Genomic DNA, 21,030 nt, shown 5'->3' with positions numbered 1-21,030 from the left:
ATGTATGTAAATCTGACTCCTGTAAATTCATCAACGTATGGCACGAAAAACCAAACAACAAGCGCTGGAAACCCGACAACACATTCTGGATGTGGCAATGCGTTTGTTCTCACAGCAGGGTGTTTCGGCAACCTCGCTGGCGCAGATTGCTCAGGCCGCGGGCGTCACGCGGGGAGCGATTTACTGGCATTTTAAAGACAAGTCAGATCTGTTTGGTGAAATCTGGGAGCTTTCAGAGTCCAGCATCAGCGATCTTGAGAGTGAGTATCGGGCAAAATTCCCTCACGATCCACTCTCAGTATTAAGAGAAATATTAGTATATATCCTTGAAGCGACTGTTGTGGAAGAACGCCGACGTCTGATGATGGAAATCATCTTCCATAAATGTGAGTTTGTTGGCGAAATGGCGGTGGTTCAGCAGGCGCAGCGCGACCTGTGTCTGGAAAGCTACGATCGCATCGAGCAAGTTCTTAAGGAATGTATGCAGGCCGACATGCTTCCCGCTACGCTGTTAACGCGCCGGGCGGCGATCCTGATGCGCAGTTATATTTCCGGCCTGATGGAAAACTGGCTTTTCGCCCCGCAGTCGTTCGATCTGAAATCAGAGGCGCGCAGCTACGTCGCGATTTTCCTGGAGATGTGCCAGCTTTGCCCGACCCTTCGCAGCGAGGGAGCGCCGCTTACTGCCTGAATCTTTCCAGGAAATGTCTTAGAGGATTACCTTCCCGCTATTCTGCTTTAGCCGGGCGTGATATTCTTCACGCCCGACTATTTTCGGTCATTTCTCAGATCACATTCACGACTATGCTGCACACCTATCGCTCGACACATTCTGTTCTGGCCGTTTTTTTGATCCTGCTGTTTTTCTTTGCAGCCGCACCGCATTCCTGGGCCCGTGCAGACAACGGCAGTGACGTCCCGACGCGTGCCGAGGTTCAGTCGCAACTCGACACCCTGAATAAACAAAAAGATCTCTCCGCCCAGGAAAAGCTCGTTCAGCAGGACCTGACGGAAACCCTGGATACGCTGGATAAGATCGATCGCATCAAAGCCGAAACGGCCCAGTTGCGGCAGAAGGTCGCTCAGGCGCCGGAGAACATGCGTAAAGCAACGGAGGCCCTGAACGCGCTTAGCGACGTTGATAACGACGATGAAACCCGAAAAACGCTTGCCACGCTTTCGTTGCGCCAGCTCGAGTCGCGCGTGGCGCAGCTGTTGGACGATCTGCAAACGGCGCAGTCCGATCTCTCGACCTATAACAGCCAGCTGGTTTCGCTGCAAACCCAGCCTGAGCGCGTGCAGAACGCCATGTATTCTGCATCGCAACAGCTACAGCAGATACGTAACCGTCTGAATGGCATTACCGTGGGGGAAGGGGCGCTTCGACCGACCCAGCAAACGCTGCTGAACATCCAGCAGACGCTGCTGAACGCGGAGATTGAACAGCAGCGTAAGAGTCTGGAAGGAAACACGGTGTTGCAGGATGCGCTGCAAAAACAGCGTGACTACGTGAACGCGAATATCAACCGGCTCGAGCATCAGCTTCAGCTGTTGCAGGAGGCGGTGAACAGCAAGCGCCTGACGCTGACCGAAAAAACGGCGCAGGAAGCGGTCTCGCCAGACGAAACGGCGCGTATCCAGGCCAATCCGCTGGTGAAGCAGGAGCTGGAAATTAACCATCAGCTGAGCGAGCGCCTGATTCAGGCGACTGAAAGCGGCAGCGCGCTGGTGCAGCAGAATATTAAAGTCAAAAACTGGCTGGATCGCGCTTTGCAGGCTGAGCGCAATGTCAAAGAGCAGATTGCCGTCCTGAAGGGAAGCCTGCTGCTGTCGCGCATTCTTTACCAGCAGCAGCAGACGCTGCCGTCCGCCGACGAGCTGGAAGACATGACAAACCGCATTGCGGATTTGCGTCTTGAACAGTTTGACGTTAACCAGCAGCGCGATGCCCTGTTCCAGAGCGATACGTTTGTTGCCAAAGTGGAAGAAGGCCATTCAAGTGAAGTAAACGGTGAAGTTCACGACGCGCTGTTGCAGGTTGTGGATATGCGCCGCGAGCTGCTCGATCAGCTTAATAAGCAGCTGGGCAACCAGCTGATGATGGCGATTAACCTGCAAATCAACCAGCAGCAGCTGGTGAGCGTATCTAAAAGCCTCCAGGAGATCCTGACCCAGCAGATTTTCTGGGTGAACAGCAACAAACCCATGGACTGGGACTGGTTTAAATCTTTCCCTGAAACGCTGAAATCCCAGATCAAAAGCATGAAAATTACCGTGAACTGGGAGAAAGCCTGGCCTGCGGTAATGATTGCCTTCCTTGCGGGTCTGCCTTTGCTGCTCATCGCCGGAGTAATACGCTGGCGTTTGAAATGGCTGAAGCAGTACCAGGCGAAGCTGGCCTCGGAAGTGGGGCAACTGCGTAACGACAGCCAGCTGCACACCCCGAAAGCGATCCTGATCGATCTGATCCGTGCTCTGCCGATCTGCCTGCTGATCCTCGCCGTCGGCCTGATCCTGTTGACCATGCAGCTCAATATCAGCGACCTGCTGTGGGCGTTCAGCAAAAAGCTGGCGCTGTTCTGGCTGGTGTTTGGTCTGTGCTGGAAAGTGCTGGAAAAAGACGGCGTCGCGGTCCGACACTTCAACATGCCGGAAAAACTCACCAGCCACTGGCGTCGCCAGATTGTACGTATCAGCCTCGCGCTGTTGCCGCTGCACTTCTGGTCCGTTGTGGCCGAGCTTTCGCCGCTGCATCTGATGGATGACGTGCTGGGACAGCTGGTAATTATGCTGAACCTGCTGCTGATAGCCGTCCTGATGTGGCCGATGTGCCGCGACAGCTGGCGTGATAAAGAGTCCCACAATCTTCGTCTGGTTACCGTAACGGTGCTGGCGATCATTCCGCTGGCGCTGATGGTGCTGACGGCAACGGGTTACTTCTATACCACGCTTCGTCTGTCAGGCCGATGGATTGAAACCGTGTATCTGGTGATCCTGTGGAACCTGTTGTTCCAGACCGTGCTGCGCGGTTTGAGCGTGGCGGCGCGCCGCATTGCGTATCGTCGCGCTGTTGCCCGTCGACAGCATCAGGTTAAAGAGGGGGCTGAAGGGGCTGAGCCCCAGGAAGAGCCGACCATTGCCCTGGAGCAGGTAAACCAGCAAACGATGCGTATTACCATGCTGGTGATGATTGCGCTGTTTGCGGTGATGTTCTGGGCCATCTGGTCTGATTTAATTACCGTCTTCGCCTACCTCGACAGTATCACCCTCTGGCAATACAACGGTACCGAAGCGGGCGCTGCGGTAATGAAAAGCGTCACCATGGGCAGCCTGCTCTTTGCGCTGGTGTCGTCGGTGGTGGCCTGGGCGTTGATCCGCAACCTGCCTGGTCTGCTGGAAGTGCTGGTGCTCTCAAGGCTGAACCTGCGTCAGGGGGCGTCGTATGCCATTACCACCATCCTGAACTACGTCATTATTATTGTCGGGGCGATGACGGTATTCGGCTCGCTGGGCGTCTCGTGGGATAAACTCCAGTGGCTGGCGGCGGCGCTGTCGGTAGGTCTGGGCTTCGGCTTGCAGGAGATCTTCGGTAACTTTGTTTCTGGCCTGATAATCCTGTTCGAACGTCCGGTGCGTATCGGCGATACCGTCACCATCGGCACCTTCTCCGGGACCGTCAGCAAGATCCGTATTCGTGCGACCACCATCACTGACTTCGATCGTAAAGAGGTGATCATCCCGAACAAAGCCTTCGTGACCGAGCGACTGATCAACTGGTCGCTTTCGGATACTACGACGCGCGTGGTGGTCCGACTCGGGGTGGCCTATGGTTCAGATCTGGATAAAGTGAAAGAGGTCCTGCTGGAAGCCGCGAAATCACATCCTAAAGTGATGCACGATCCTGCGCCTGACGTGTTCTTCACCACCTTCGGGCCAAGCACGCTGGATCATGAGCTGCGCCTGTACGTACGCGAACTACGCGATCGCAGCTACACCGTCGATGAGCTGAACCGCACCATTGACCGTCTGTGCCGTGAAAACAACATTAATATCGCCTTCAACCAGCTTGAAGTTCACCTGCGTAACGAGAAAGGTGACGAACATACGGAAGTGAAGCGTAAGATTAAGGGTGACGAAAACTCCGCCCCTCACCCTGCCCTCTCCCCAGAGGGGAGAGGGTAAAAAGCGAATCAGGGCAGATCTTTCGAACCGCACCTAACGGTCCCCTCTCCCTCCAGGGAGAGGGCTAGGGTGAGGGTGAGGGCAACCGGCCTTCACCTTTCCCTCAAAATCCCGCCGCACAATCTCCAGCGCTTTCAGCACCGTCTCCGCCGGGATCTCGTGATTCTCCAGCAGCATAATTAAATCGACGGCCAGCTTGACCTCGTCGGGGGCATTTTCCAGTGACATTAGTGGCTCCTGTTAACGGGTCAGGCGTTCAATGACGCGTTCAATCTCATCCAGCGCCTGACGGCAGCGGACGATGCGGCCTTCCAGCGCGCTGATTTCACGCATTAATAACTGCTGCTCTTGCAGCGTTTCGCTGGTGGTCAGGCGGGCTTCGCGCTCACACTTCATCTCAAACAGACGCCGCTCAAACTCCTGGTTCTCCAGCCGCTTGCGCTGCCATTTTCCGAGCCCAGGCGAGGCGCTGTCCCACGCCCGTAGCGGCCAGGCGGCGATTTCGCGGTGCAGGGCGGTGATCTGCTCGGTAAGATGCTCCGCAAGCCACACCACCTGTTCCTGCTGTTCACTCTCAACCGCGTGGCGAAGCTCGTCGAGGTTGGTCTGCATTTCAGCAAGGTAATCCTGAATGACGGTACTGCGGGTGCGGAAGAGCTGCCGATCAAAGCGCGGTTTCAGCGTAGCATGTCCCATCAGCGGTGTGGCCTGCGCCCGCAGCGCGATCAGCTGATTTTGCAGCCTCTCAAGAAGCAGTGCTGTTTTCAATGCGCTCTCCAGTGGTAAAGTAGCCGTTCAGTTTGATAACGATTCGCATTATGCAGCGTACTATTTTAATCATCATTGGCTGGCTCGCGGTAGTGCTGGGTACGCTGGGCATCGTATTGCCCTTGCTGCCGACCACCCCGTTCATCCTGTTGGCCGCCTGGTGCTTCGCCCGCTCGTCGCCGCGTTTTCACCACTGGCTCCTGTACCGTTCGTGGTTTGGCGGCTACCTGCGGCACTGGCAAAAACACCGGGCCATGCCGCCCGGGGCCAAGCCGCGCGCCATTGCCTTCATCCTGATCACCTTCGCCGTCTCGTTATGGCTGGTGAAAATGATGTGGGTGCGCATTCTGCTGCTGGCGATCCTGGTCTGCCTGCTGATCTTCATGTGGCGGATCCCCGTGGTTGATGAAAAGCAACAAAAGCACTGAAGCCTCATCATGGCGGTTGCAATTATGGCGCACAGCCAGTAAATTCGACCGTTTTCGAGCACAGGTGCGCCTGGTCAAAGGTTAAACAACTGTTACTTTGACCGACTCGTCGCGCGCCGTGAGTAACACTGTTTCATTTAGGCACAAACCGATGACCGCAACTGCACAGCAGCTTGAATATCTGAAAAATAGCATCAAAAGTATCCAGGATTATCCAAAGCCTGGCATTCTTTTCCGTGATGTCACCAGCTTGCTGGAAGACCCGAAAGCGTACGCCCTCAGCATTGAACTGCTGGTTGAGCGTTATAAAAACGCCGGGATCACCAAAGTAGTAGGTACCGAAGCCCGTGGCTTCCTGTTCGGCGCACCGGTTGCGCTGGCGATGGGCGTGGGTTTTGTGCCGGTGCGTAAGCCGCGCAAACTGCCGCGTGAAACCATTGCTGAGAGCTATGAGCTGGAATACGGCACCGATCAGCTGGAAATTCACGTTGATGCCATCAAGCCAGGCGACAAAGTGCTGGTGGTGGACGATCTGCTGGCAACCGGCGGCACCATCGAAGCGACCGTGAAGTTGATCCGTCGTCTGGGCGGGGAAGTGACCGACGCGGCATTCATCATCAACCTGTTCGATCTCGGCGGCGAGCAGCGCCTGGAAAAACAGGGTATTACCAGCTACAGCCTGGTGCCTTTCCCGGGACATTAATCCCGTATCTCACAACCTCGCTCAATGGGTGAGGTTGTGATAGCATTCCCCTCCATTAATTCACCTTCCAGCGTTGCAGAGCCTGCCCATGAGTTATCAGGTGTTAGCCCGTAAATGGCGACCACAAACCTTTGCTGACGTTGTCGGTCAGGAACATGTGCTGACGGCCCTGGCGAACGGCTTGTCGCTAGGTCGCATCCATCACGCCTATCTTTTCTCCGGCACCCGCGGCGTCGGTAAAACCTCTATTGCCCGCCTGCTGGCAAAAGGTCTGAACTGCGAAACCGGGATCACCGCCACCCCGTGCGGCGTATGTGACAACTGCCGCGAGATCGAGCAGGGGCGTTTTGTCGATCTGATCGAGATCGACGCCGCCTCGCGCACCAAGGTGGAAGACACCCGCGATCTGCTCGACAACGTGCAGTACGCCCCGGCGCGCGGCCGCTTCAAGGTCTATCTGATCGATGAAGTGCACATGCTGTCGCGCCACAGCTTCAACGCCCTGCTGAAAACGCTGGAAGAGCCGCCTGCGCATGTAAAATTCCTGCTGGCGACCACCGATCCGCAAAAGCTGCCGGTCACGATCCTGTCGCGCTGCCTGCAATTCCATCTGAAGGCGCTGGACGTTGAGCAGATCCGCGCTCAGCTTGAACACATTCTTGATGAAGAAAAGATCGTTCACGAGCCGCGCGCCCTGCAGCTGCTGGCCCGCGCGGCGGACGGCAGCCTGCGTGATGCGCTGAGCCTGACTGACCAGGCAATTGCCAGCGGTGACGGTAAGCTTTCCACTGACGCGGTCAGCACCATGCTCGGCACGCTGGATGACGATCAGGCGCTGTCGCTTATCGAAGCGATGATCGCCGCCAACGGTGAGCGGGTAATGACCCTCGTCAACGATGCCGCCGCCCGTGGCATTGAATGGGAAGCGCTGCTGGTCGAGATGCTCAGCCTGCTGCATCGCGTGGCGATGCTGCAATTGTCTCCGTCGGCCATTGGCGCGGACATGGCGACCATTGAACAGCGGATGCGTGAACTTGCGCGCACCGTGCCGCCGGCTGATGTTCAGCTTTATTATCAAACCCTGCTGATTGGCCGCAAAGAGCTGCCGTTTGCACCGGATCGCCGGATGGGCGTTGAAATGACGCTGCTGCGCGCGCTGGCCTTCCATCCGCGCAAGCCATTGCCGGAGCCGGAAACCCCCCGGCAGTCCTTTGCGCCGGTTGCGCCGACCGCGGTAATGTCACCGCAGCAGGTGCCACCGCAACCGGCATCGCCGCCGCCGCAGAACGTGCCGCTGTCGGATGCCACCAGTTCGGTGCTTGCCGCGCGAAGCCAGTTGCAACGTGCGCAGGGAGCAACCAAACCAAAAAAGAGTGAACCGGCAGCGCCTGCAAGAGCGCGGCCGGTGAACAACGCCGCGCTTGAACGACTGGCCTCGGTAACGGAGCGCGTGCAGTCGCGTCCGGCACCGTCCGCGCTCGAGCAAAAAGCCCCGGCGAAAGAAGAGGCATACCGCTGGAAGGCGACTACCGTTGTTGAAACGGTCAAGGAAGTGGTCGCCACGCCAAAAGCGCTGAAAAAGGCGCTTGAGCATGAAAAAACGCCGGAGCTGTCCGCGAAGCTCGCGGAAGAGTCCATCGAGCGCGACGCCTGGGCCGCTGAGGTCAGCAAACTTCAGCTGCCGAAGCTGGTGGAGCAGGTCGCGCTGAATGCCTGGAAAGAGCAGGAAGGCAATCAGGTGCGTCTGCACCTGCGCCCTGGCCAGCGGCACCTCAACTCCCCAGGCGCGCAAAAGGCGCTGGCCGAGGCGCTTACCGCCTTACAGGGTGTGCCGGTTGAATTGACTATCATTGAAGATGATAATCCGGCGGTGAAAACGCCGCTCGAGTGGCGACAGGCGATTTATGAAGAGAAGCTCGCGCAGGCGCGCGAGTCGATTATCGCGGATAACAACATCCAGACCCTGCGCCGGTTCTTCGACGCCGATCTGGATGAAGAGAGTATTCGCCCCCTTTGATCGTGAGTCTGACTTACGGTTGTAATCCTTAACGTGAAAGAAGAGAGAAGCCTATGTTTGGTGGAAAAGGCGGTCTGGGTGGCCTGATGAAGCAGGCTCAGCAGATGCAGGAAAAAATGCAGAAGATGCAGGAAGAGATCGCTCAGCTGGAAGTCACGGGTGAATCCGGTGCCGGTCTGGTCAAGGTGACCATCAACGGTGCGCATAACTGCCGTCGCGTTGAAATCGACCCGAGCCTGCTCGAAGACGATAAAGAGATGCTGGAAGATCTGGTTGCAGCCGCGTTTAACGATGCCGCTCGCCGTATCGACGAAACCCAGAAAGAGAAAATGGCCTCTGTTTCCAGCGGTATGCAACTGCCGCCGGGCTTTAAGATGCCATTCTGATGCAAACCAGTCCGCTGCTCACGCAGTTAATGGAAGCACTGCGCTGCCTGCCGGGCGTTGGCCCGAAGTCGGCGCAGCGTATGGCGTTTACGCTATTGCAGCGCGACCGCAGCGGCGGGATGCGCCTGGCGCAGGCTCTGACCCGCGCCATGTCAGAAATTGGTCACTGTGCGGATTGCCGGACCTTTACCGAGCAGGACGTCTGTAACATCTGCACGAACCCGCGTCGTCAGGAAAACGGTCAGATTTGCGTGGTGGAGAGTCCGGCGGACATCTACGCCATCGAACAAACCGGGCAGTTTTCCGGCCGCTATTTCGTGCTGATGGGGCATCTCTCCCCGCTGGACGGCATCGGCCCGGATGATATCGGTCTCGATCGTCTTGAACAGCGTCTTGAGTCCGAGACGATCAAAGAGGTGATCCTCGCCACCAACCCGACGGTGGAAGGGGAGGCAACCGCCAACTACATCGCCGAGCTGTGCGCGCAGTACGGCGTTGACGCCAGCCGCATCGCCCACGGCGTGCCGGTCGGCGGTGAGCTGGAGATGGTCGACGGCACCACGCTGTCGCACTCGCTGGCCGGACGACACAAGATTATTTTCTGACCAAACGGAGGCTGCGTGCGCGGCCTCCGCTTGAAAATTCCCCCCCTTATCCCCATCTCTCACTCAACGTTTTACAACCCCATTAAATGGCATTGTTGAGGTCGACTTAGATGAAAGGACAAGAAACCCGTGGTTTCCAGTCAGAAGTAAAACAGCTTCTGCACCTGATGATCCATTCCCTGTATTCCAACAAAGAAATCTTCCTGCGTGAGCTGATTTCCAACGCCTCCGATGCGGCGGACAAGCTGCGCTTCCGCGCGCTGTCCAACCCGGATCTGTACGAAGGCGATGGCGAACTGCGCGTGCGCGTCTCTTTTAATAAAGAGAACCGCACCCTGACGATTGCCGATAATGGCATCGGGATGAACCGCGACGAGGTGATCGACCATCTCGGCACCATCGCTAAATCCGGCACCAAAGCGTTCCTCGAGTCCATGGGCTCTGACCAGGCGAAAGACAGCCAGCTGATCGGTCAGTTCGGCGTAGGCTTCTACTCGGCATTCATCGTGGCGGATAAAGTCACCGTGCGCACCCGCGCCGCGGGCGACAGCGCCGAAAACGGCGTGCTGTGGGAATCCAAAGGGGAAGGCGAATACACCGTTGATGATATCACCAAAGCGGATCGCGGCACCGAAATCACTCTGCACCTGCGCGAAGGCGAAGACGATTTCCTGAACGACTGGCGCGTACGCTCCATCATCAGCAAATATTCTGACCACATCGCGCTGCCGGTTGAGATTGAAAAACAGGAAGAGAAAGACGGCGAAACCGTGGTTTCCTGGGAGAAAATCAACAAGGCGCAGGCGCTGTGGACGCGCAACAAAGCTGAAATTAAAGACGACGAGTACAACGAGTTTTACAAGCACATCGCCCACGACTTTACCGACCCGCTGACCTGGAGCCACAACCGTGTGGAAGGGAAGCAGGAGTACACCAGCCTGCTGTACATTCCGGCGCAGGCGCCGTGGGACATGTGGAACCGCGATCACAAGCACGGCCTGAAGCTGTACGTGCAGCGCGTCTTCATCATGGACGACGCCGAGCAGTTCATGCCGAACTACCTGCGCTTTGTGCGTGGCCTGATAGATTCCAACGATCTGCCGCTGAACGTCTCCCGTGAAATTCTCCAGGACAGCACCGTCACCCGTAACCTGCGTAACGCCCTGACCAAGCGAGCGTTGCAGATGCTGGAAAAACTGGCGAAAGACGATGCGGAAAAATACCAGACCTTCTGGAAACAGTTCGGCCTGGTGCTGAAAGAAGGCCCGGCGGAAGACACCGCGAACGTGGAAGCTATCGCTAAACTGCTGCGCTTCGCCTCTACGCACAACGACTCCTCCGCCCAGACCGTGTCGCTGGAAGAGTACGTCTCCCGCATGAAAGAAGGGCAGGAGAAGATCTACTACATCACCGCCGACAGCTATGCGGCAGCGAAGAGCAGTCCGCATCTGGAGCTGCTGCGTAAGAAAGGCATCGAAGTGCTGCTGCTGTCTGACCGCATCGACGAGTGGATGATGAACTACCTGACCGAGTTCGACGGTAAATCCTTCCAGTCCGTTGCTAAAGCCGACGAGTCTATCGATAAGCTGGCGGATGAAGTGGACGACAGCGCGAAGGAAGCCGAGAAGGCGCTGGAGCCGTTCGTTGAGCGCGTGAAAACCCTGCTGGGCGACCGCGTGAAAGAGGTGCGCTTCACGCACCGTCTGACCGATACGCCAGCCATTGTCACCACCGATGCGGACGAAATGAGCACCCAGATGGCGAAACTGTTCGCTGCGGCGGGCCAGGCCGTGCCGGAAGTGAAATATATCTTTGAGCTTAATCCGGATCATCCGCTGGTGAAACGCGCGGCGGATACCCAGGACGACGCCCGCTTTGCGGAGTGGGTTGAACTGCTGCTGGATCAGTCCCTGCTGGCCGAGCGCGGCACCCTGGAAGATCCTAACCTGTTCATTAAACGTGTGAATGCGCTGCTGCTGGCGTAATACAAAACCTACCCCTCACCCTGGCCCTCTCCCCAAAGGGGAGAGGGTTTAATCGTCCCCTCTCCCCTTTGGGGAGAGGGTTAGGGTGAGGGGGCATTCTCGCACTAACCCAAATAATCTCCCCCCGTTAACCGTTTCAGCCTCCCCGCCTTCCTTGAGCGATACCCGTTCTGGTGGTATTGTTTAGCGCTTTTGAAAAATTGAATCGACATTTGAGGGGATTTTCGCAATGCGTATTATTCTGCTTGGCGCTCCGGGCGCGGGTAAGGGAACTCAGGCTCAGTTCATCATGGAGAAATACGGTATTCCGCAAATCTCTACTGGTGACATGCTGCGTGCCGCTGTTAAATCTGGCTCCGAGCTGGGCAAACAAGCTAAAGACATCATGGACGCAGGCAAGCTGGTGACCGACGAACTGGTTATCGCGCTGGTAAAAGAGCGCATTGCTCAGGAAGACTGCCGCAATGGTTTCCTGCTGGACGGCTTCCCACGCACCATTCCTCAGGCTGACGCCATGAAAGAAGCTGGCATCAACGTGGATTACGTGCTGGAGTTCGATGTACCGGACGAACTGATCGTTGACCGTATCGTTGGCCGTCGCGTGCACGCTGCCTCTGGCCGCGTTTACCACATCAAATTCAACCCGCCTAAGGTTGAAGGCAAAGACGACGTGACCGGCGAAGAGCTGACCACCCGTAAAGACGATCAGGAAGAAACCGTGCGTAAACGCCTGGTGGAATACCATCAGATGACCGCACCGCTGATCGGCTACTACTCCAAAGAGGCGCAGGCGGGTAACACCAAATACGCGAAAGTTGACGGCACCAAAGCCGTGGCTGACGTACGTGCAGAGCTGGAAAAAATCCTCGGCTAAGCGCACCTCTCTCACCCGGAGCCCCGGGTGAGAAAAATTCTCATCTTACCTATTACAGCAATGGGTTTCGTTTAAACGCATTTCCGCTACAATTGACAGCCTATCAAATGGTTAAGAGGCGTGAATGAGTCAGGCGAAAACCGGCATCCTGCTTGCCAATCTGGGCACCCCAGAAGCACCTACTCCAGCGGCGGTAAAACGCTACCTGCGACAATTTTTAAGCGACACGCGCGTCGTGGATACCCCAAGACTGCTGTGGTGGCCACTGCTGCGTGGTGTCATTCTGCCGATTCGTTCTCCGCGTGTAGCAAAGCTCTATCAGTCCGTGTGGATGGAAGAAGGCTCGCCGCTGATGGTCTACAGCCGTCGTCAGGAGAAGGCGCTGGCCGCCCGTCTGCCGGACATGCCCGTTGCGCTCGGTATGAGCTACGGTAAGCCATCCCTGGAAAGCGCCGTCGACTCTCTGCTGGCGCAGGGCGTTGAACACATTGTGGTGCTGGCCCTTTATCCGCAGTATTCGTGCTCCACGGTGGCTGCCGTCTGGGACGAACTGGCACGCATTCTGGCGACCCGCCGCCGTATACCGGGCATCACCTTTATCCGCGACTACGCCGATAACGAGCTGTACATTCAGGCGCTTGCCAGCAGCGCGCGCGCGTCGTTTGAAAAACACGGCGAGCCGGATCTGCTGCTGCTCTCCTATCACGGTATTCCGCAGCGTTTCGCGAACGAAGGGGACGATTACCCCCAGCGTTGCCGCGATACCACCCGCGAGCTGGTCTCCGCCCTCGGCCTGCCGCCTGAGAAGGTGATGATGACCTTCCAGTCGCGCTTCGGTCGTGAACCGTGGTTGACCCCGTATACTGATGAAACGCTAAAAATGCTGGGCGAGAAGGGCGTGAAGCACATTCAGGTTATGTCGCCGGGCTTCTCGGCGGATTGTCTGGAAACGCTGGAAGAGATTGCCGTCCAGAACAAAGAGTTCTTCATGGAGGCCGGCGGAACGAAATACGAATACATTCCTGCGCTTAACGACTCCCCTGAACACATCGATATGATGGTGTCACTGGTCACCACCCGCCGCTGATCGCGTTACGGGCCGGGTTTGTGCTACCATTCCCGGCCCGTATTCTTTGCACAGTTCAGACCATGAAATTTCCCGGTAAACGTAAGTCCAAACACTATTTCCCCGTCGATGCCCGCGATCCGCTGTTACAGCAAATTCAGCAGGAAAGCGAAACCAGCGCTGCCTGGGTGGTCGGTATCGATCAGACGCTGGTGGACATTGAAGCCAAAGTGGATGATGCGTTTGTCGCACGTTACGGTCTGAGCGCCGGGCACTCGCTGGTGATTGAGGATGACGTTGCCGAAGCGCTGTATCAGGAACTGATGCGCGAAAATCTTATCACCCACCAGTTTGCTGGCGGCACCATCGGTAACACCATGCACAACTACTCTGTTCTGGCAGACGACCGCTCGGTACTGCTTGGCGTGATGTGCAGCAATATCGAAATCGGTGGCTACGCCTACCGCTACCTGTGCAATACCTCCAGCCGCACCGATCTGAACTATTTGCAGGGCGTTGACGGGCCGATTGGTCGTTGCTTTACGCTGATAAGCGATTCCGGCGAGCGTACCTTTGCCATCAGCCCCGGCCATATGAACAAGCTACGCGCTGAAAGTATTCCGGAAGAGGTGATCGCGGGCGCGTCTGCGCTGGTGTTGACGTCTTATCTGGTGCGCTGCAAGCCGGGCGAACCAATGCCGGACGCAACCATGAAGGCAATTGAGTATGCGAAGAAATACAACGTGCCTGTGGTTCTGACGCTGGGCACCAAATTCGTGATTGCCGACAACCCGGAGTGGTGGCAGGCCTTCCTGAAAGAACACGTCTCGATTCTGGCGATGAATGAAGAAGAAGCCGAAGCGCTGACCGGAGAAAGCGATCCGCTGCTGGCGTCTGATAAGGCGCTGGACTGGGTGGATCTGGTGCTCTGCACCGCCGGGCCGGTCGGGCTGTACATGGCGGGCTTCACGGAAGAAGAGAGCAAGCGGAAAACCCAGCACCCGCTGCTGCCGGGCGCTATCGCCGAATTTAACCAGTACGAGTTCAGCCGCGCCATGCGTCATAAAGACTGCATCAACCCGCTGCGTATCTTCTCCCACATTGCACCGTATATGGGTGGCCCCGAGAAGATCATGAACACCAACGGCGCGGGCGACGGCGCGCTGGCCGCGCTGCTGCACGACATCACCGCTAACGCCTACCACAAAACCAATGTGCCGAATTCCAGCAAACACACCTTCAACTGGCTGACCTATTCCTCGCTGGCGCAGGTGTGCAAGTACGCGAACCGCGTGAGTTATCAGGTGCTGAACCAGCATTCACCGCGCTTAACGCGTGGGCTGCCGGAACGGGAAGACAGCCTCGAAGAGGCGTATTGGGACAGGTAAAAGAAGACCCCTCACCCTGGCCCTCTCCCCAAAGGGGAGAGGGAACTTGAACACCCTCTCCCCTTTGGGGAGAGGGCTGGGGTGAGGGGACCAGGCCGCACAAAATTTACCCCGTCACCGCCTCTTCAACCGGCGGCTTCGTCAGCATTGTCAGCATCGTATTCGCAATCTCACGCTCACCCATCACCACCTGATTCGCGCCGCGCTCGGTAATGTACTCCACTTCGTCATCATAATGGGCGCGGGCTATGATTTCGATATGCGGGCATTTTTCACGGGCTGTGGCGACAATCTCGCCAGCCTCGTAACCGTTCGGGATAGTGAGCAGCAGCCAGCGAGCACAGTCCAGATGCGCCAGATTCATAATCTCTTCGTTAGCAGCGTTGCCCAGCACCGCGCGGATGCCGCGCTCGCGAAGCTCGTCGACGCGAGTGCGTGACGTTTCAATCACTACAAGTGGAATGCCCTGAGCCATCAGTTTTTCACCCAGCAGGCTGCCGACGCGGCCAAAACCGACCAGCAGCGCGTGGTTGCAGATATCCACCGGGATCTGTTTCTCTTCTTCTGTCGCCTCTTCCAGCGTCAGCTCTTCGAGGGTTTCGGTCTTCTCGAGATATTTCTCCAGCAGGGCAAACAATACCGGGTTCAACATGATGGAGAGGATCGCCCCCGCCAGCACCAGATTTTGCCCAGCCTGTGGCAGCAGATTCAGGGCCATTCCCAGACCAGCCAGAATAAAGGCGAACTCGCCAATCTGCGCCAGGCTGGCGGCGATGGTCAGCGCCGTGCGCGGCGAGTGACCGAACATCCGCACCAGGAAGAAGGCGGCAACGGACTTACCAAAGATGATGATTGCCAGCGTACCCAGCACGGCCAGCGGCTGCTGGATGAGGATCATCGGGTCGAACAGCATCCCGACGGAGACAAAGAACAGCACCGCGAACGCATCACGTAGTGGCAGAGTATCGTGCGCGGCACGGTGGCTCAGCTCGGACTCGTTCAGCACCATCCCGGCGAAGAACGCGCCCAGCGCAAAGGAGACGTCAAACAGCTCGACAGCGCCAAAGGCAATGCCCAGCGCCAGCGCAAGGACCGAAAGCGTGAACAGTTCACGCGAGCCGGTGGCGGCGCTGCGGGACATGATCCACGGCACCAGACGGCGGCCCACCAGCATCATGATGGCAATAAACGCCACAACCTTACCGATGGTAATGCTCATATCCAGCGCCAGCGAAGCGAAGCCGATATTCTCTTTTTCCATCATCCCGGCGACGGCGGGCAGCAGTACCAGCGTCAACACCATCACCAGATCTTCAACTATCAGCCAGCCAATCGCGATTTGCCCGCGCTGGCTGTCTATCAGCTGCCTCTCTTCAAGCGCGCGCAGCAGCACCACGGTACTGGCGGTTGAAAGACACAGCCCAAATACGATACCGGTCATGATTGACCAGCCCAGCACCGCCGAAAGCGCCATGCCCAGCAGCGTCGCCACCCCTATCTGGGCGATCGCTCCCGGTATGGCGATCGACTTTACCGCCATCAGATCCTTCAGGGAAAAATGCAGTCCGACGCCAAACATCAGCAGGATAACGCCCAGTTCCGCCAGCTCCGGTGCAAGTTTGGTATCTGCGACAAAACCCGGCGTAAAGGGTCCTGCCAGCACGCCCGCTAACAAATAGCCTACCAGGGGCGAAATACGCAGTTTGTTGGCAATCATGCCGAGGATAAAAGCGAGCACAAGTCCACCAACAATGGTGGTGATAAGCGGTGTGGCGTGGTGCATTCCGTCTCCTTTCGCGATGGGTGATCCATTTTTGGTGCAAATACCAAAAAGCCGATTAATAGTTTATGACAATTTTTACGCTTATGTTTATGAATAATTGTTGAAATCACAATAAAAAGGCAATAAGCACGAAAAAAGGCAGATTTTGATAAATTTGCTGAGGGGAGGGAGAGGGAAGCCTTATGGCATCAGGTTATCCGGCTGCCAAAGTTTAACTTTGGCAGCCATGTAGTTACGCTTTATGACGGTTGTCAGGCAGGAATATGGTCAACATCCCCAGAAGTGGCAGGAAAGCGCAGATTTTATAGACCAGGAAGATGCTGGTGTGGTCTGCAACCATCCCTAACACGGCGGCGCCAAGGCCGCCCATGCCAAAGGCAAAACCGAAAAAGAGACCGGAAACCATACCGATACGTCCCGGCAGCAGCTCTTGCGCATAGACCAGAATGGCTGAAAACGCCGACGCGAGAATAAAACCAATTATCACTGTCAATATTCCGGTCCATTCCAGTGTTGCGTACGGTAAAACAAGCGTAAACGGCGCAACGCCGAGGATAGAGCCCCAAATCACATATTTACGTCCGATTTTATCTCCCACAGGGCCGCCAATCACCGTGCCTGCCGCCACCGCAAACAGGAAGGCAAAGAGATGGAACTGGGCGTTTTGTACCGATAATCCGAATTTTTGCATCAGATAGAAGGTGTAATAGCTGCTAATGCTCGCCATATAGAAATATTTCGAGAAAATCAGCACCAGCAGCACGCTGACGGCAAGGATCACCTTATTACGCGGAAGGGGATTAGTTATCTTTGCGACAGGTTTTCCCTTATTTACGCGATGCTGCGCGGCATACCAGCGGCTGATTTGCGCCAGGACGACAATCGCCAGCAGCGCGGCCAGCACAAACCACGCCACGTTGCCTTTGCCGTAAGGCGCGATAATTACCGCCGCCAGCAGAGGACCGAGGGAGCTACCAAAGTTCCCCCCCACCTGGAACAGAGACTGCGCCAGCCCGTGGCGTCCGCCGGAGGCCATACGCGCCACGCGGGACGATTCCGGATGGAACACCGATGAACCGGTTCCTACCAGCGCCGCGGCAACCAGTACCGCCTCAAAGCTGCCCGCCATGGCCAGCAGCACCAGCCCGCTCAGGGTGAAGCACATCCCAATGGGCAGCGACCATGGCATCGGGTATTTGTCCGTCCAGTAGCCCACCACCGGCTGTAGCAGCGAAGAGGCCAGCTGGAAGGTCAGGGTAATCATCCCGATCTGCACGAAGGTTAATGAGAACTCAGACTGCAACAGCGGGTAGATCGCCAGAATCAGCGACTGGATCATGTCGTTGAGCAGATGAGAGAGACTGATTGCGCCTAATACTTTGAAGGAAGTGCGCGATTTCGGCGGAGACGCCGGAACGCCCTGAACAGGCTGGGTTGATTCACTGATTGCCATAAATACCACGTCAATTTGTAATTAGAGATGCAGGGAGTAATTATTATCCGACTAACATACTCGTCCGTGACATTTGAAGAAAGTCGCAATTCTGAAAACTTATTTGTCTATTCTTGTGAGTCACTGTAATTTTTGCGTTTGTCTATGGGTCAGGGAGAGAGAAGATGAAGTTAATAAAGCGTGGCGTCGCGCTGGCGCTCATCGCCGCATGGGGGCTGACAAGCCTGCCCGCGCAGGCGTATGAAAAAGATAAAACCTATAAAATTACCATTCTGCATACTAACGATCATCACGGCCATTTCTGGCGCAGCGAATACGGTGAATATGGCCTGGCGGCGCAAAAAACGCTGGTGGACGGCATTCGTAAAGAGGTCTCGGCTCAGGGCGGCAGCGTGCTGTTGCTGTCGGGCGGGGATATTAATACCGGCGTACCGGAATCTGATTTGCAGGATGCCGAGCCTGATTTCCGCGGCATGAATTTAATTGGTTACGACGCGATGGCGGTCGGAAACCACGAGTTTGATAACCCGCTGAGCGTATTGCGCCAGCAGGAAAAGTGGTCCAAATTTCCGTTCCTTTCCGCCAATATTTATCAGAAAAGCACCGGCGAGCGCCTGTTTAAACCGTGGGCGCTGTTTAAGCGTCAGGATCTGAAGATCGCGGTCATCGGCTTAACCACCGACGATACGGCCAAAATTGGCAACCCTGAATTTTTCACCGACATCGAATTCCGTAAACCGGCGGACGAAGCGAAGCTGGTGATCCAGGAGTTGCAGCAGAATGAAAAACCGGATGTGATTATCGCTACCACCCACATGGGGCATTACGACAACGGTCAGCACGGCTCTAACGCGCCGGGCGACGTGGAGATGGCGCGCAGCCTTCCTGCGGGCTCGCTGGCGATGATTGTGGGCGGTCACTCACAGGATCCGGTCTGCATGGCTTCTGAGAATAAAAAGCAGGTAGATTATGTGCCCGGCACGCCGTGCGCGCCGGATCGTCAGAACGGGATCTGGATTGTACAGGCCCACGAGTGGGGTAAATACGTAGGCCGTGCGGATTTCGAATTCCGTAACGGCGAGATGAAGCTGGTGCACTATCAGCTCATCCCGGTCAACCTGAAGAAGAAAGTAACCTACCCGGACGGCAAAAGCGAGCGGGTACTCTACACGCCAGAGATCGCTGAAAACCAGCAGATGCTCTCCCTGCTGACGCCGTTCCAGAGCAAAGGGAAAGCGCAGTTGGACGTGAAGATAGGCACGCTTAACGGACGACTGGAAGGGGACCGCAGCAAAGTCCGCTTCGTACAAACCAACATGGGGCGTCTGGTGCTGGCCGCGCAGATGGCGCGCACGAATGCGGATTTCGGCGTGATGAGCGGCGGCGGTATTCGTGATTCCATCGATGGCGGAAACATCACCTATAAAGACGTGCTCAAAGTGCAGCCGTTTGGCAACGTGGTGGTGTATGCGGACATGAGCGGGAAAGAGGTGATTGACTACCTGACCGCCGTGGCGCAGATGAAGCCGGACTCCGGAGCGTATCCGCAGTTTGCTAACGTCAGCTTCGTCGCGAAGGACGGTAAGCTCAACGATCTCAAAATCAAAGGCGAACCTGTTGATCCGGCGAAAACCTACCGCCTGGCAACGTTAAGCTTTAACGCCACCGGCGGCGACGGCTATCCGCATATCGATAACAAACCGGGCTATGTAAATACCGGGTTTATTGATGCGGAAGTGTTGAAGCAGTTTATCCAGCAAAATTCACCGATTGACGTGAACGCGTATGAGCCGAAGGGCGAGGTGAGCTGGCAGTAGTGCGGGTGTGTTGTGCCGGGTGGCGGCTACGCCTTACCCGGCCTACATTCGAATCGGAGGCCCGGTAAGCGCAGCGCCACCGGGCAATTTTCTCAATCCCTGCGCGCAATATCCGCAAATTTCGCGTCCAGCATTTTCGCCAGATCGCCTGCGGCCAGTTCGATATCCAGCCCGCGTTTGCCGCCAGAAATATAGATCGTCTCAAATTCCTGCGAAGGCGCATCGATCAGGGTCGGCAGACGCTTTTTCTGGCCGAGCGGGCTGATCCCGCCGACCAGATAACCCGTAGTGCGTTGCGCAACCATCGGGTCTGCCATATCGACCTTTTTCGCTCCCAGCGCTTTGGCCACTTTCTTCAGATCAAGCTGTCCGGCGACGGGCGTCACTGCCACGGCGAGGTGCTTCATATCGCCATTCACCGCGACCAGCAGCGTTTTGTAAACCTGGTCCGCGTTCAGCCCCAGCTTGCGCACCACTTCATCACCAAAGTTGGTTTCGTTCGGATCGTGATCGTAGGTGTGGATCCGGAAAGAAATTTTGTTTTTTTCGAGTAATTTAACGGCGGGAGTCATGGCTATCCTTCTTACGACAGACGGTTCATGCCAGCAGCATACGCCTGACGTTTGTCTAAAAAATAGCACCATCTTGCGCAATAGTATTGGCAGTGATGGTTACTTTGAGCGACAATCGGCGTAGCCGAAGGTCACTTCGGTATAATAAAAACGATGAAATTCCTCTTTGACGGGCCAATAGAAATATTGGCCATTTTTTTATTTCAGCAGCGACGGCAAATTCCCTTCTCCGTACAAATGCAACGCGCCAACCGCGACAACATAACGACCGGCAGGCAGGGCATACAGCGTCTCCCGCCACGCCTGGTTGCGCGCGTTCATCAGCACATCATACAACGATTCACTGAACGTCGACGGTAATGCCAGCTTACCGTCTGCGGGCGGCGCATCCAGCCACCAGCCAATCATCGTTTGCAGCAGACGCGCGTTGGTGTGCCAGTGGGTCAGGGTATCATCCAGCAGCATCTTGCCGTCATCAGGAAGCTGGCGAAGAAGCGCAATCTGGCTGTCCGTGCCTTCCAGTTCAATGACGGACAGGTTGCACGCCCTTGCCGCATTCAGCAGTTGATAATCGATACCGTAATCGCCGCGCAGCCCCAGGCGCTGCGCCTGGGTTGCCTGTAGCACCATGGCAATTTGCCACAGGGGCAGGGTGTCGAGCATTGAGAGCGAGACGCCGGACTCATCCGCAAGACGGGTAAGCTCAGCCAGCTGCGTCTCGTTAAGACGTTCAGCCAGGGGGCGGTCGCTTTCCAGCCCGGCAAACGGCGATTCATGGCCGGAGATGTCGGCTTCGACGATCAGCGCGTCGGCGCGCTTCAGTAGTTTAATCAGGCCGGAGGGCAGGGGGGACATATCCTGCGTGCCCATATGAATGCTTCCCACCAGGTGCAGTTGCTGCCCACCCGGAAGCGAAATATCCATACCGGGCCAGGCATAACGGCGGGGAAAAAGGGCGCGAAACGATGTTTTTATACGATTAAACAGACCCATACGCGCTCCA

The 21,030-nt window shown here is 56.5% G+C and carries 18 protein-coding genes and 1 other annotated feature; of the genes, 12 read left to right on the top strand and 6 right to left on the bottom strand.

Annotation, left to right across the window (positions count from 1 at the left end; translation table 11 throughout):
- Positions 1–37: 37 nt before the first annotated feature.
- Both acrR and mscK read left to right on the top strand, forming a co-directional pair.
- Positions 38–691, top strand: coding sequence for a multidrug efflux transporter transcriptional repressor AcrR (gene acrR, locus L350_RS11805; RefSeq protein WP_032624732.1), 654 nt, complete (start codon positions 38–40; stop codon positions 689–691).
- Positions 692–804: 113 nt separating this feature from the next.
- The gene (gene mscK / locus L350_RS11810) at positions 805–4,182 is read left to right on the top strand and encodes a mechanosensitive channel MscK (RefSeq protein WP_032624731.1); all 3,378 of its coding nucleotides are present in this window, start codon (positions 805–807) and stop codon (positions 4,180–4,182) included.
- A 33-nt stretch (positions 4,183–4,215) separates the two neighbouring features.
- On the opposite strand, the gene rsmS is transcribed toward mscK, so the two are convergent.
- Both rsmS and priC read right to left on the bottom strand, forming a co-directional pair.
- Entirely contained in the window at positions 4,216–4,410 is a 195-nt protein-coding gene (gene rsmS, locus L350_RS11815) for a pleiotropic regulatory protein RsmS (RefSeq protein ID WP_022647275.1), read from the bottom strand.
- A 12-nt stretch (positions 4,411–4,422) separates the two neighbouring features.
- A complete protein-coding gene (gene priC, locus L350_RS11820; protein ID WP_022647276.1) occupies positions 4,423–4,950 on the bottom strand; it encodes a primosomal replication protein N'' in 528 nt (175 codons plus the stop codon).
- A gap of 50 nt (positions 4,951–5,000) precedes the next feature.
- On the opposite strand from priC, the gene L350_RS11825 reads away from it, so the two are divergent.
- The 9 genes from L350_RS11825 (at position 5,001) to L350_RS11865 (ending at position 14,402) form a co-directional block, all read left to right on the top strand.
- A complete protein-coding gene (locus L350_RS11825; protein WP_023299466.1) occupies positions 5,001–5,378 on the top strand; it encodes a DUF454 family protein in 378 nt (125 codons plus the stop codon).
- Between the two features lie 151 nt (positions 5,379–5,529).
- Positions 5,530–6,081, top strand: coding sequence for an adenine phosphoribosyltransferase (gene apt, locus L350_RS11830; protein WP_000127359.1), 552 nt, complete (start codon positions 5,530–5,532; stop codon positions 6,079–6,081).
- Between the two features lie 88 nt (positions 6,082–6,169).
- Entirely contained in the window at positions 6,170–8,098 is a 1,929-nt protein-coding gene (gene dnaX / locus L350_RS11835) for a DNA polymerase III subunit gamma/tau (RefSeq protein ID WP_023299467.1), read from the top strand.
- Positions 7,428–7,492 (top strand) — a sequence feature (DnaX frameshifting element). Its footprint overlaps the gene before it by 65 nt.
- A gap of 53 nt (positions 8,099–8,151) precedes the next feature.
- A complete protein-coding gene (locus tag L350_RS11840; RefSeq protein ID WP_003858972.1) occupies positions 8,152–8,484 on the top strand; it encodes a YbaB/EbfC family nucleoid-associated protein in 333 nt (110 codons plus the stop codon).
- Positions 8,484–9,089, top strand: coding sequence for a recombination mediator RecR (gene recR, locus L350_RS11845; protein WP_006809843.1), 606 nt, complete (start codon positions 8,484–8,486; stop codon positions 9,087–9,089). Before L350_RS11840 ends, recR begins: the two co-directional genes overlap by 1 nt.
- Before the next feature lie 110 nt (positions 9,090–9,199).
- On the top strand, positions 9,200–11,074 hold the full coding sequence (htpG, locus tag L350_RS11850) for a molecular chaperone HtpG (protein ID WP_015571245.1): 1,875 nt from the start codon (positions 9,200–9,202) through the stop codon (positions 11,072–11,074).
- Between the two features lie 229 nt (positions 11,075–11,303).
- A complete protein-coding gene (adk, locus tag L350_RS11855; protein WP_022647279.1) occupies positions 11,304–11,948 on the top strand; it encodes an adenylate kinase in 645 nt (214 codons plus the stop codon).
- 124 nt (positions 11,949–12,072) lie between these two features.
- Positions 12,073–13,035 carry a ferrochelatase gene (gene hemH / locus L350_RS11860; protein ID WP_017383216.1) on the top strand — a complete coding sequence of 321 codons (963 nt, stop codon included), beginning with the start codon at positions 12,073–12,075 and terminating at the stop codon, positions 13,033–13,035.
- 62 nt (positions 13,036–13,097) lie between these two features.
- Entirely contained in the window at positions 13,098–14,402 is a 1,305-nt protein-coding gene (locus L350_RS11865) for an inosine/guanosine kinase (protein WP_022647280.1), read from the top strand.
- A 106-nt stretch (positions 14,403–14,508) separates the two neighbouring features.
- Here the strand turns inward: L350_RS11865 and ybaL are convergent, their stop codons facing one another.
- Entirely contained in the window at positions 14,509–16,185 is a 1,677-nt protein-coding gene (ybaL, locus tag L350_RS11870; RefSeq protein WP_022647281.1) for a YbaL family putative K(+) efflux transporter, read from the bottom strand.
- A 232-nt stretch (positions 16,186–16,417) separates the two neighbouring features.
- The gene (locus L350_RS11875; protein ID WP_022647282.1) at positions 16,418–17,638 is read right to left on the bottom strand and encodes an MFS transporter; all 1,221 of its coding nucleotides are present in this window, start codon (positions 17,636–17,638) and stop codon (positions 16,418–16,420) included.
- Positions 17,639–17,802: 164 nt separating this feature from the next.
- On the opposite strand from L350_RS11875, the gene ushA reads away from it, so the two are divergent.
- Positions 17,803–19,455 (top strand): bifunctional UDP-sugar hydrolase/5'-nucleotidase UshA, encoded by a 1,653-nt coding sequence (ushA, locus tag L350_RS11880; RefSeq protein ID WP_022647283.1) that lies wholly within the window; start codon positions 17,803–17,805, stop codon positions 19,453–19,455.
- A 92-nt stretch (positions 19,456–19,547) separates the two neighbouring features.
- Here the strand turns inward: ushA and ybaK are convergent, their stop codons facing one another.
- Both ybaK and L350_RS11890 read right to left on the bottom strand, forming a co-directional pair.
- Complete coding sequence (gene ybaK / locus L350_RS11885; RefSeq protein ID WP_010428207.1) at positions 19,548–20,027, bottom strand: Cys-tRNA(Pro)/Cys-tRNA(Cys) deacylase YbaK; 480 nt, start codon at positions 20,025–20,027, stop codon at positions 19,548–19,550.
- Positions 20,028–20,225: 198 nt separating this feature from the next.
- Positions 20,226–21,020 carry a TraB/GumN family protein gene (locus tag L350_RS11890; protein WP_023299471.1) on the bottom strand — a complete coding sequence of 265 codons (795 nt, stop codon included), beginning with the start codon at positions 21,018–21,020 and terminating at the stop codon, positions 20,226–20,228.
- Between the last annotated feature and the right edge of the window lie 10 nt (positions 21,021–21,030).

It is taken from the genome of Enterobacter sp. MGH 4 (assembly GCF_000534735.1).
GTDB classification, from domain to species: Bacteria; Pseudomonadota; Gammaproteobacteria; order Enterobacterales; family Enterobacteriaceae; genus Enterobacter; species Enterobacter intestinihominis.
This window is presented reverse-complemented; position numbering and strand designations above follow the sequence as displayed.

Excerpts from the sequence above, each read along its gene's own strand:
- acrR (WP_032624732.1), top strand. The coding sequence starts at position 38 with ATGGCACGAAAAACCAAACAACAAGCGCTGGAAACCCGACAACACATT.
- mscK (WP_032624731.1), top strand. The coding sequence starts at position 805 with ATGCTGCACACCTATCGCTCGACACATTCTGTTCTGGCCGTTTTTTTG.
- rsmS (WP_022647275.1), bottom strand. The coding sequence starts at position 4,410 with ATGTCACTGGAAAATGCCCCCGACGAGGTCAAGCTGGCCGTCGATTTA.
- L350_RS11825 (WP_023299466.1), top strand. The coding sequence starts at position 5,001 with ATGCAGCGTACTATTTTAATCATCATTGGCTGGCTCGCGGTAGTGCTG.
- apt (WP_000127359.1), top strand. The coding sequence starts at position 5,530 with ATGACCGCAACTGCACAGCAGCTTGAATATCTGAAAAATAGCATCAAA.
- dnaX (WP_023299467.1), top strand. The coding sequence starts at position 6,170 with ATGAGTTATCAGGTGTTAGCCCGTAAATGGCGACCACAAACCTTTGCT.
- L350_RS11840 (WP_003858972.1), top strand. The coding sequence starts at position 8,152 with ATGTTTGGTGGAAAAGGCGGTCTGGGTGGCCTGATGAAGCAGGCTCAG.
- recR (WP_006809843.1), top strand. The coding sequence starts at position 8,484 with ATGCAAACCAGTCCGCTGCTCACGCAGTTAATGGAAGCACTGCGCTGC.
- htpG (WP_015571245.1), top strand. The coding sequence starts at position 9,200 with ATGAAAGGACAAGAAACCCGTGGTTTCCAGTCAGAAGTAAAACAGCTT.
- adk (WP_022647279.1), top strand. The coding sequence starts at position 11,304 with ATGCGTATTATTCTGCTTGGCGCTCCGGGCGCGGGTAAGGGAACTCAG.
- hemH (WP_017383216.1), top strand. The coding sequence starts at position 12,073 with ATGAGTCAGGCGAAAACCGGCATCCTGCTTGCCAATCTGGGCACCCCA.
- L350_RS11865 (WP_022647280.1), top strand. The coding sequence starts at position 13,098 with ATGAAATTTCCCGGTAAACGTAAGTCCAAACACTATTTCCCCGTCGAT.
- ybaL (WP_022647281.1), bottom strand. The coding sequence starts at position 16,185 with ATGCACCACGCCACACCGCTTATCACCACCATTGTTGGTGGACTTGTG.
- L350_RS11875 (WP_022647282.1), bottom strand. The coding sequence starts at position 17,638 with ATGGCAATCAGTGAATCAACCCAGCCTGTTCAGGGCGTTCCGGCGTCT.
- ushA (WP_022647283.1), top strand. The coding sequence starts at position 17,803 with ATGAAGTTAATAAAGCGTGGCGTCGCGCTGGCGCTCATCGCCGCATGG.
- ybaK (WP_010428207.1), bottom strand. The coding sequence starts at position 20,027 with ATGACTCCCGCCGTTAAATTACTCGAAAAAAACAAAATTTCTTTCCGG.
- L350_RS11890 (WP_023299471.1), bottom strand. The coding sequence starts at position 21,020 with ATGGGTCTGTTTAATCGTATAAAAACATCGTTTCGCGCCCTTTTTCCC.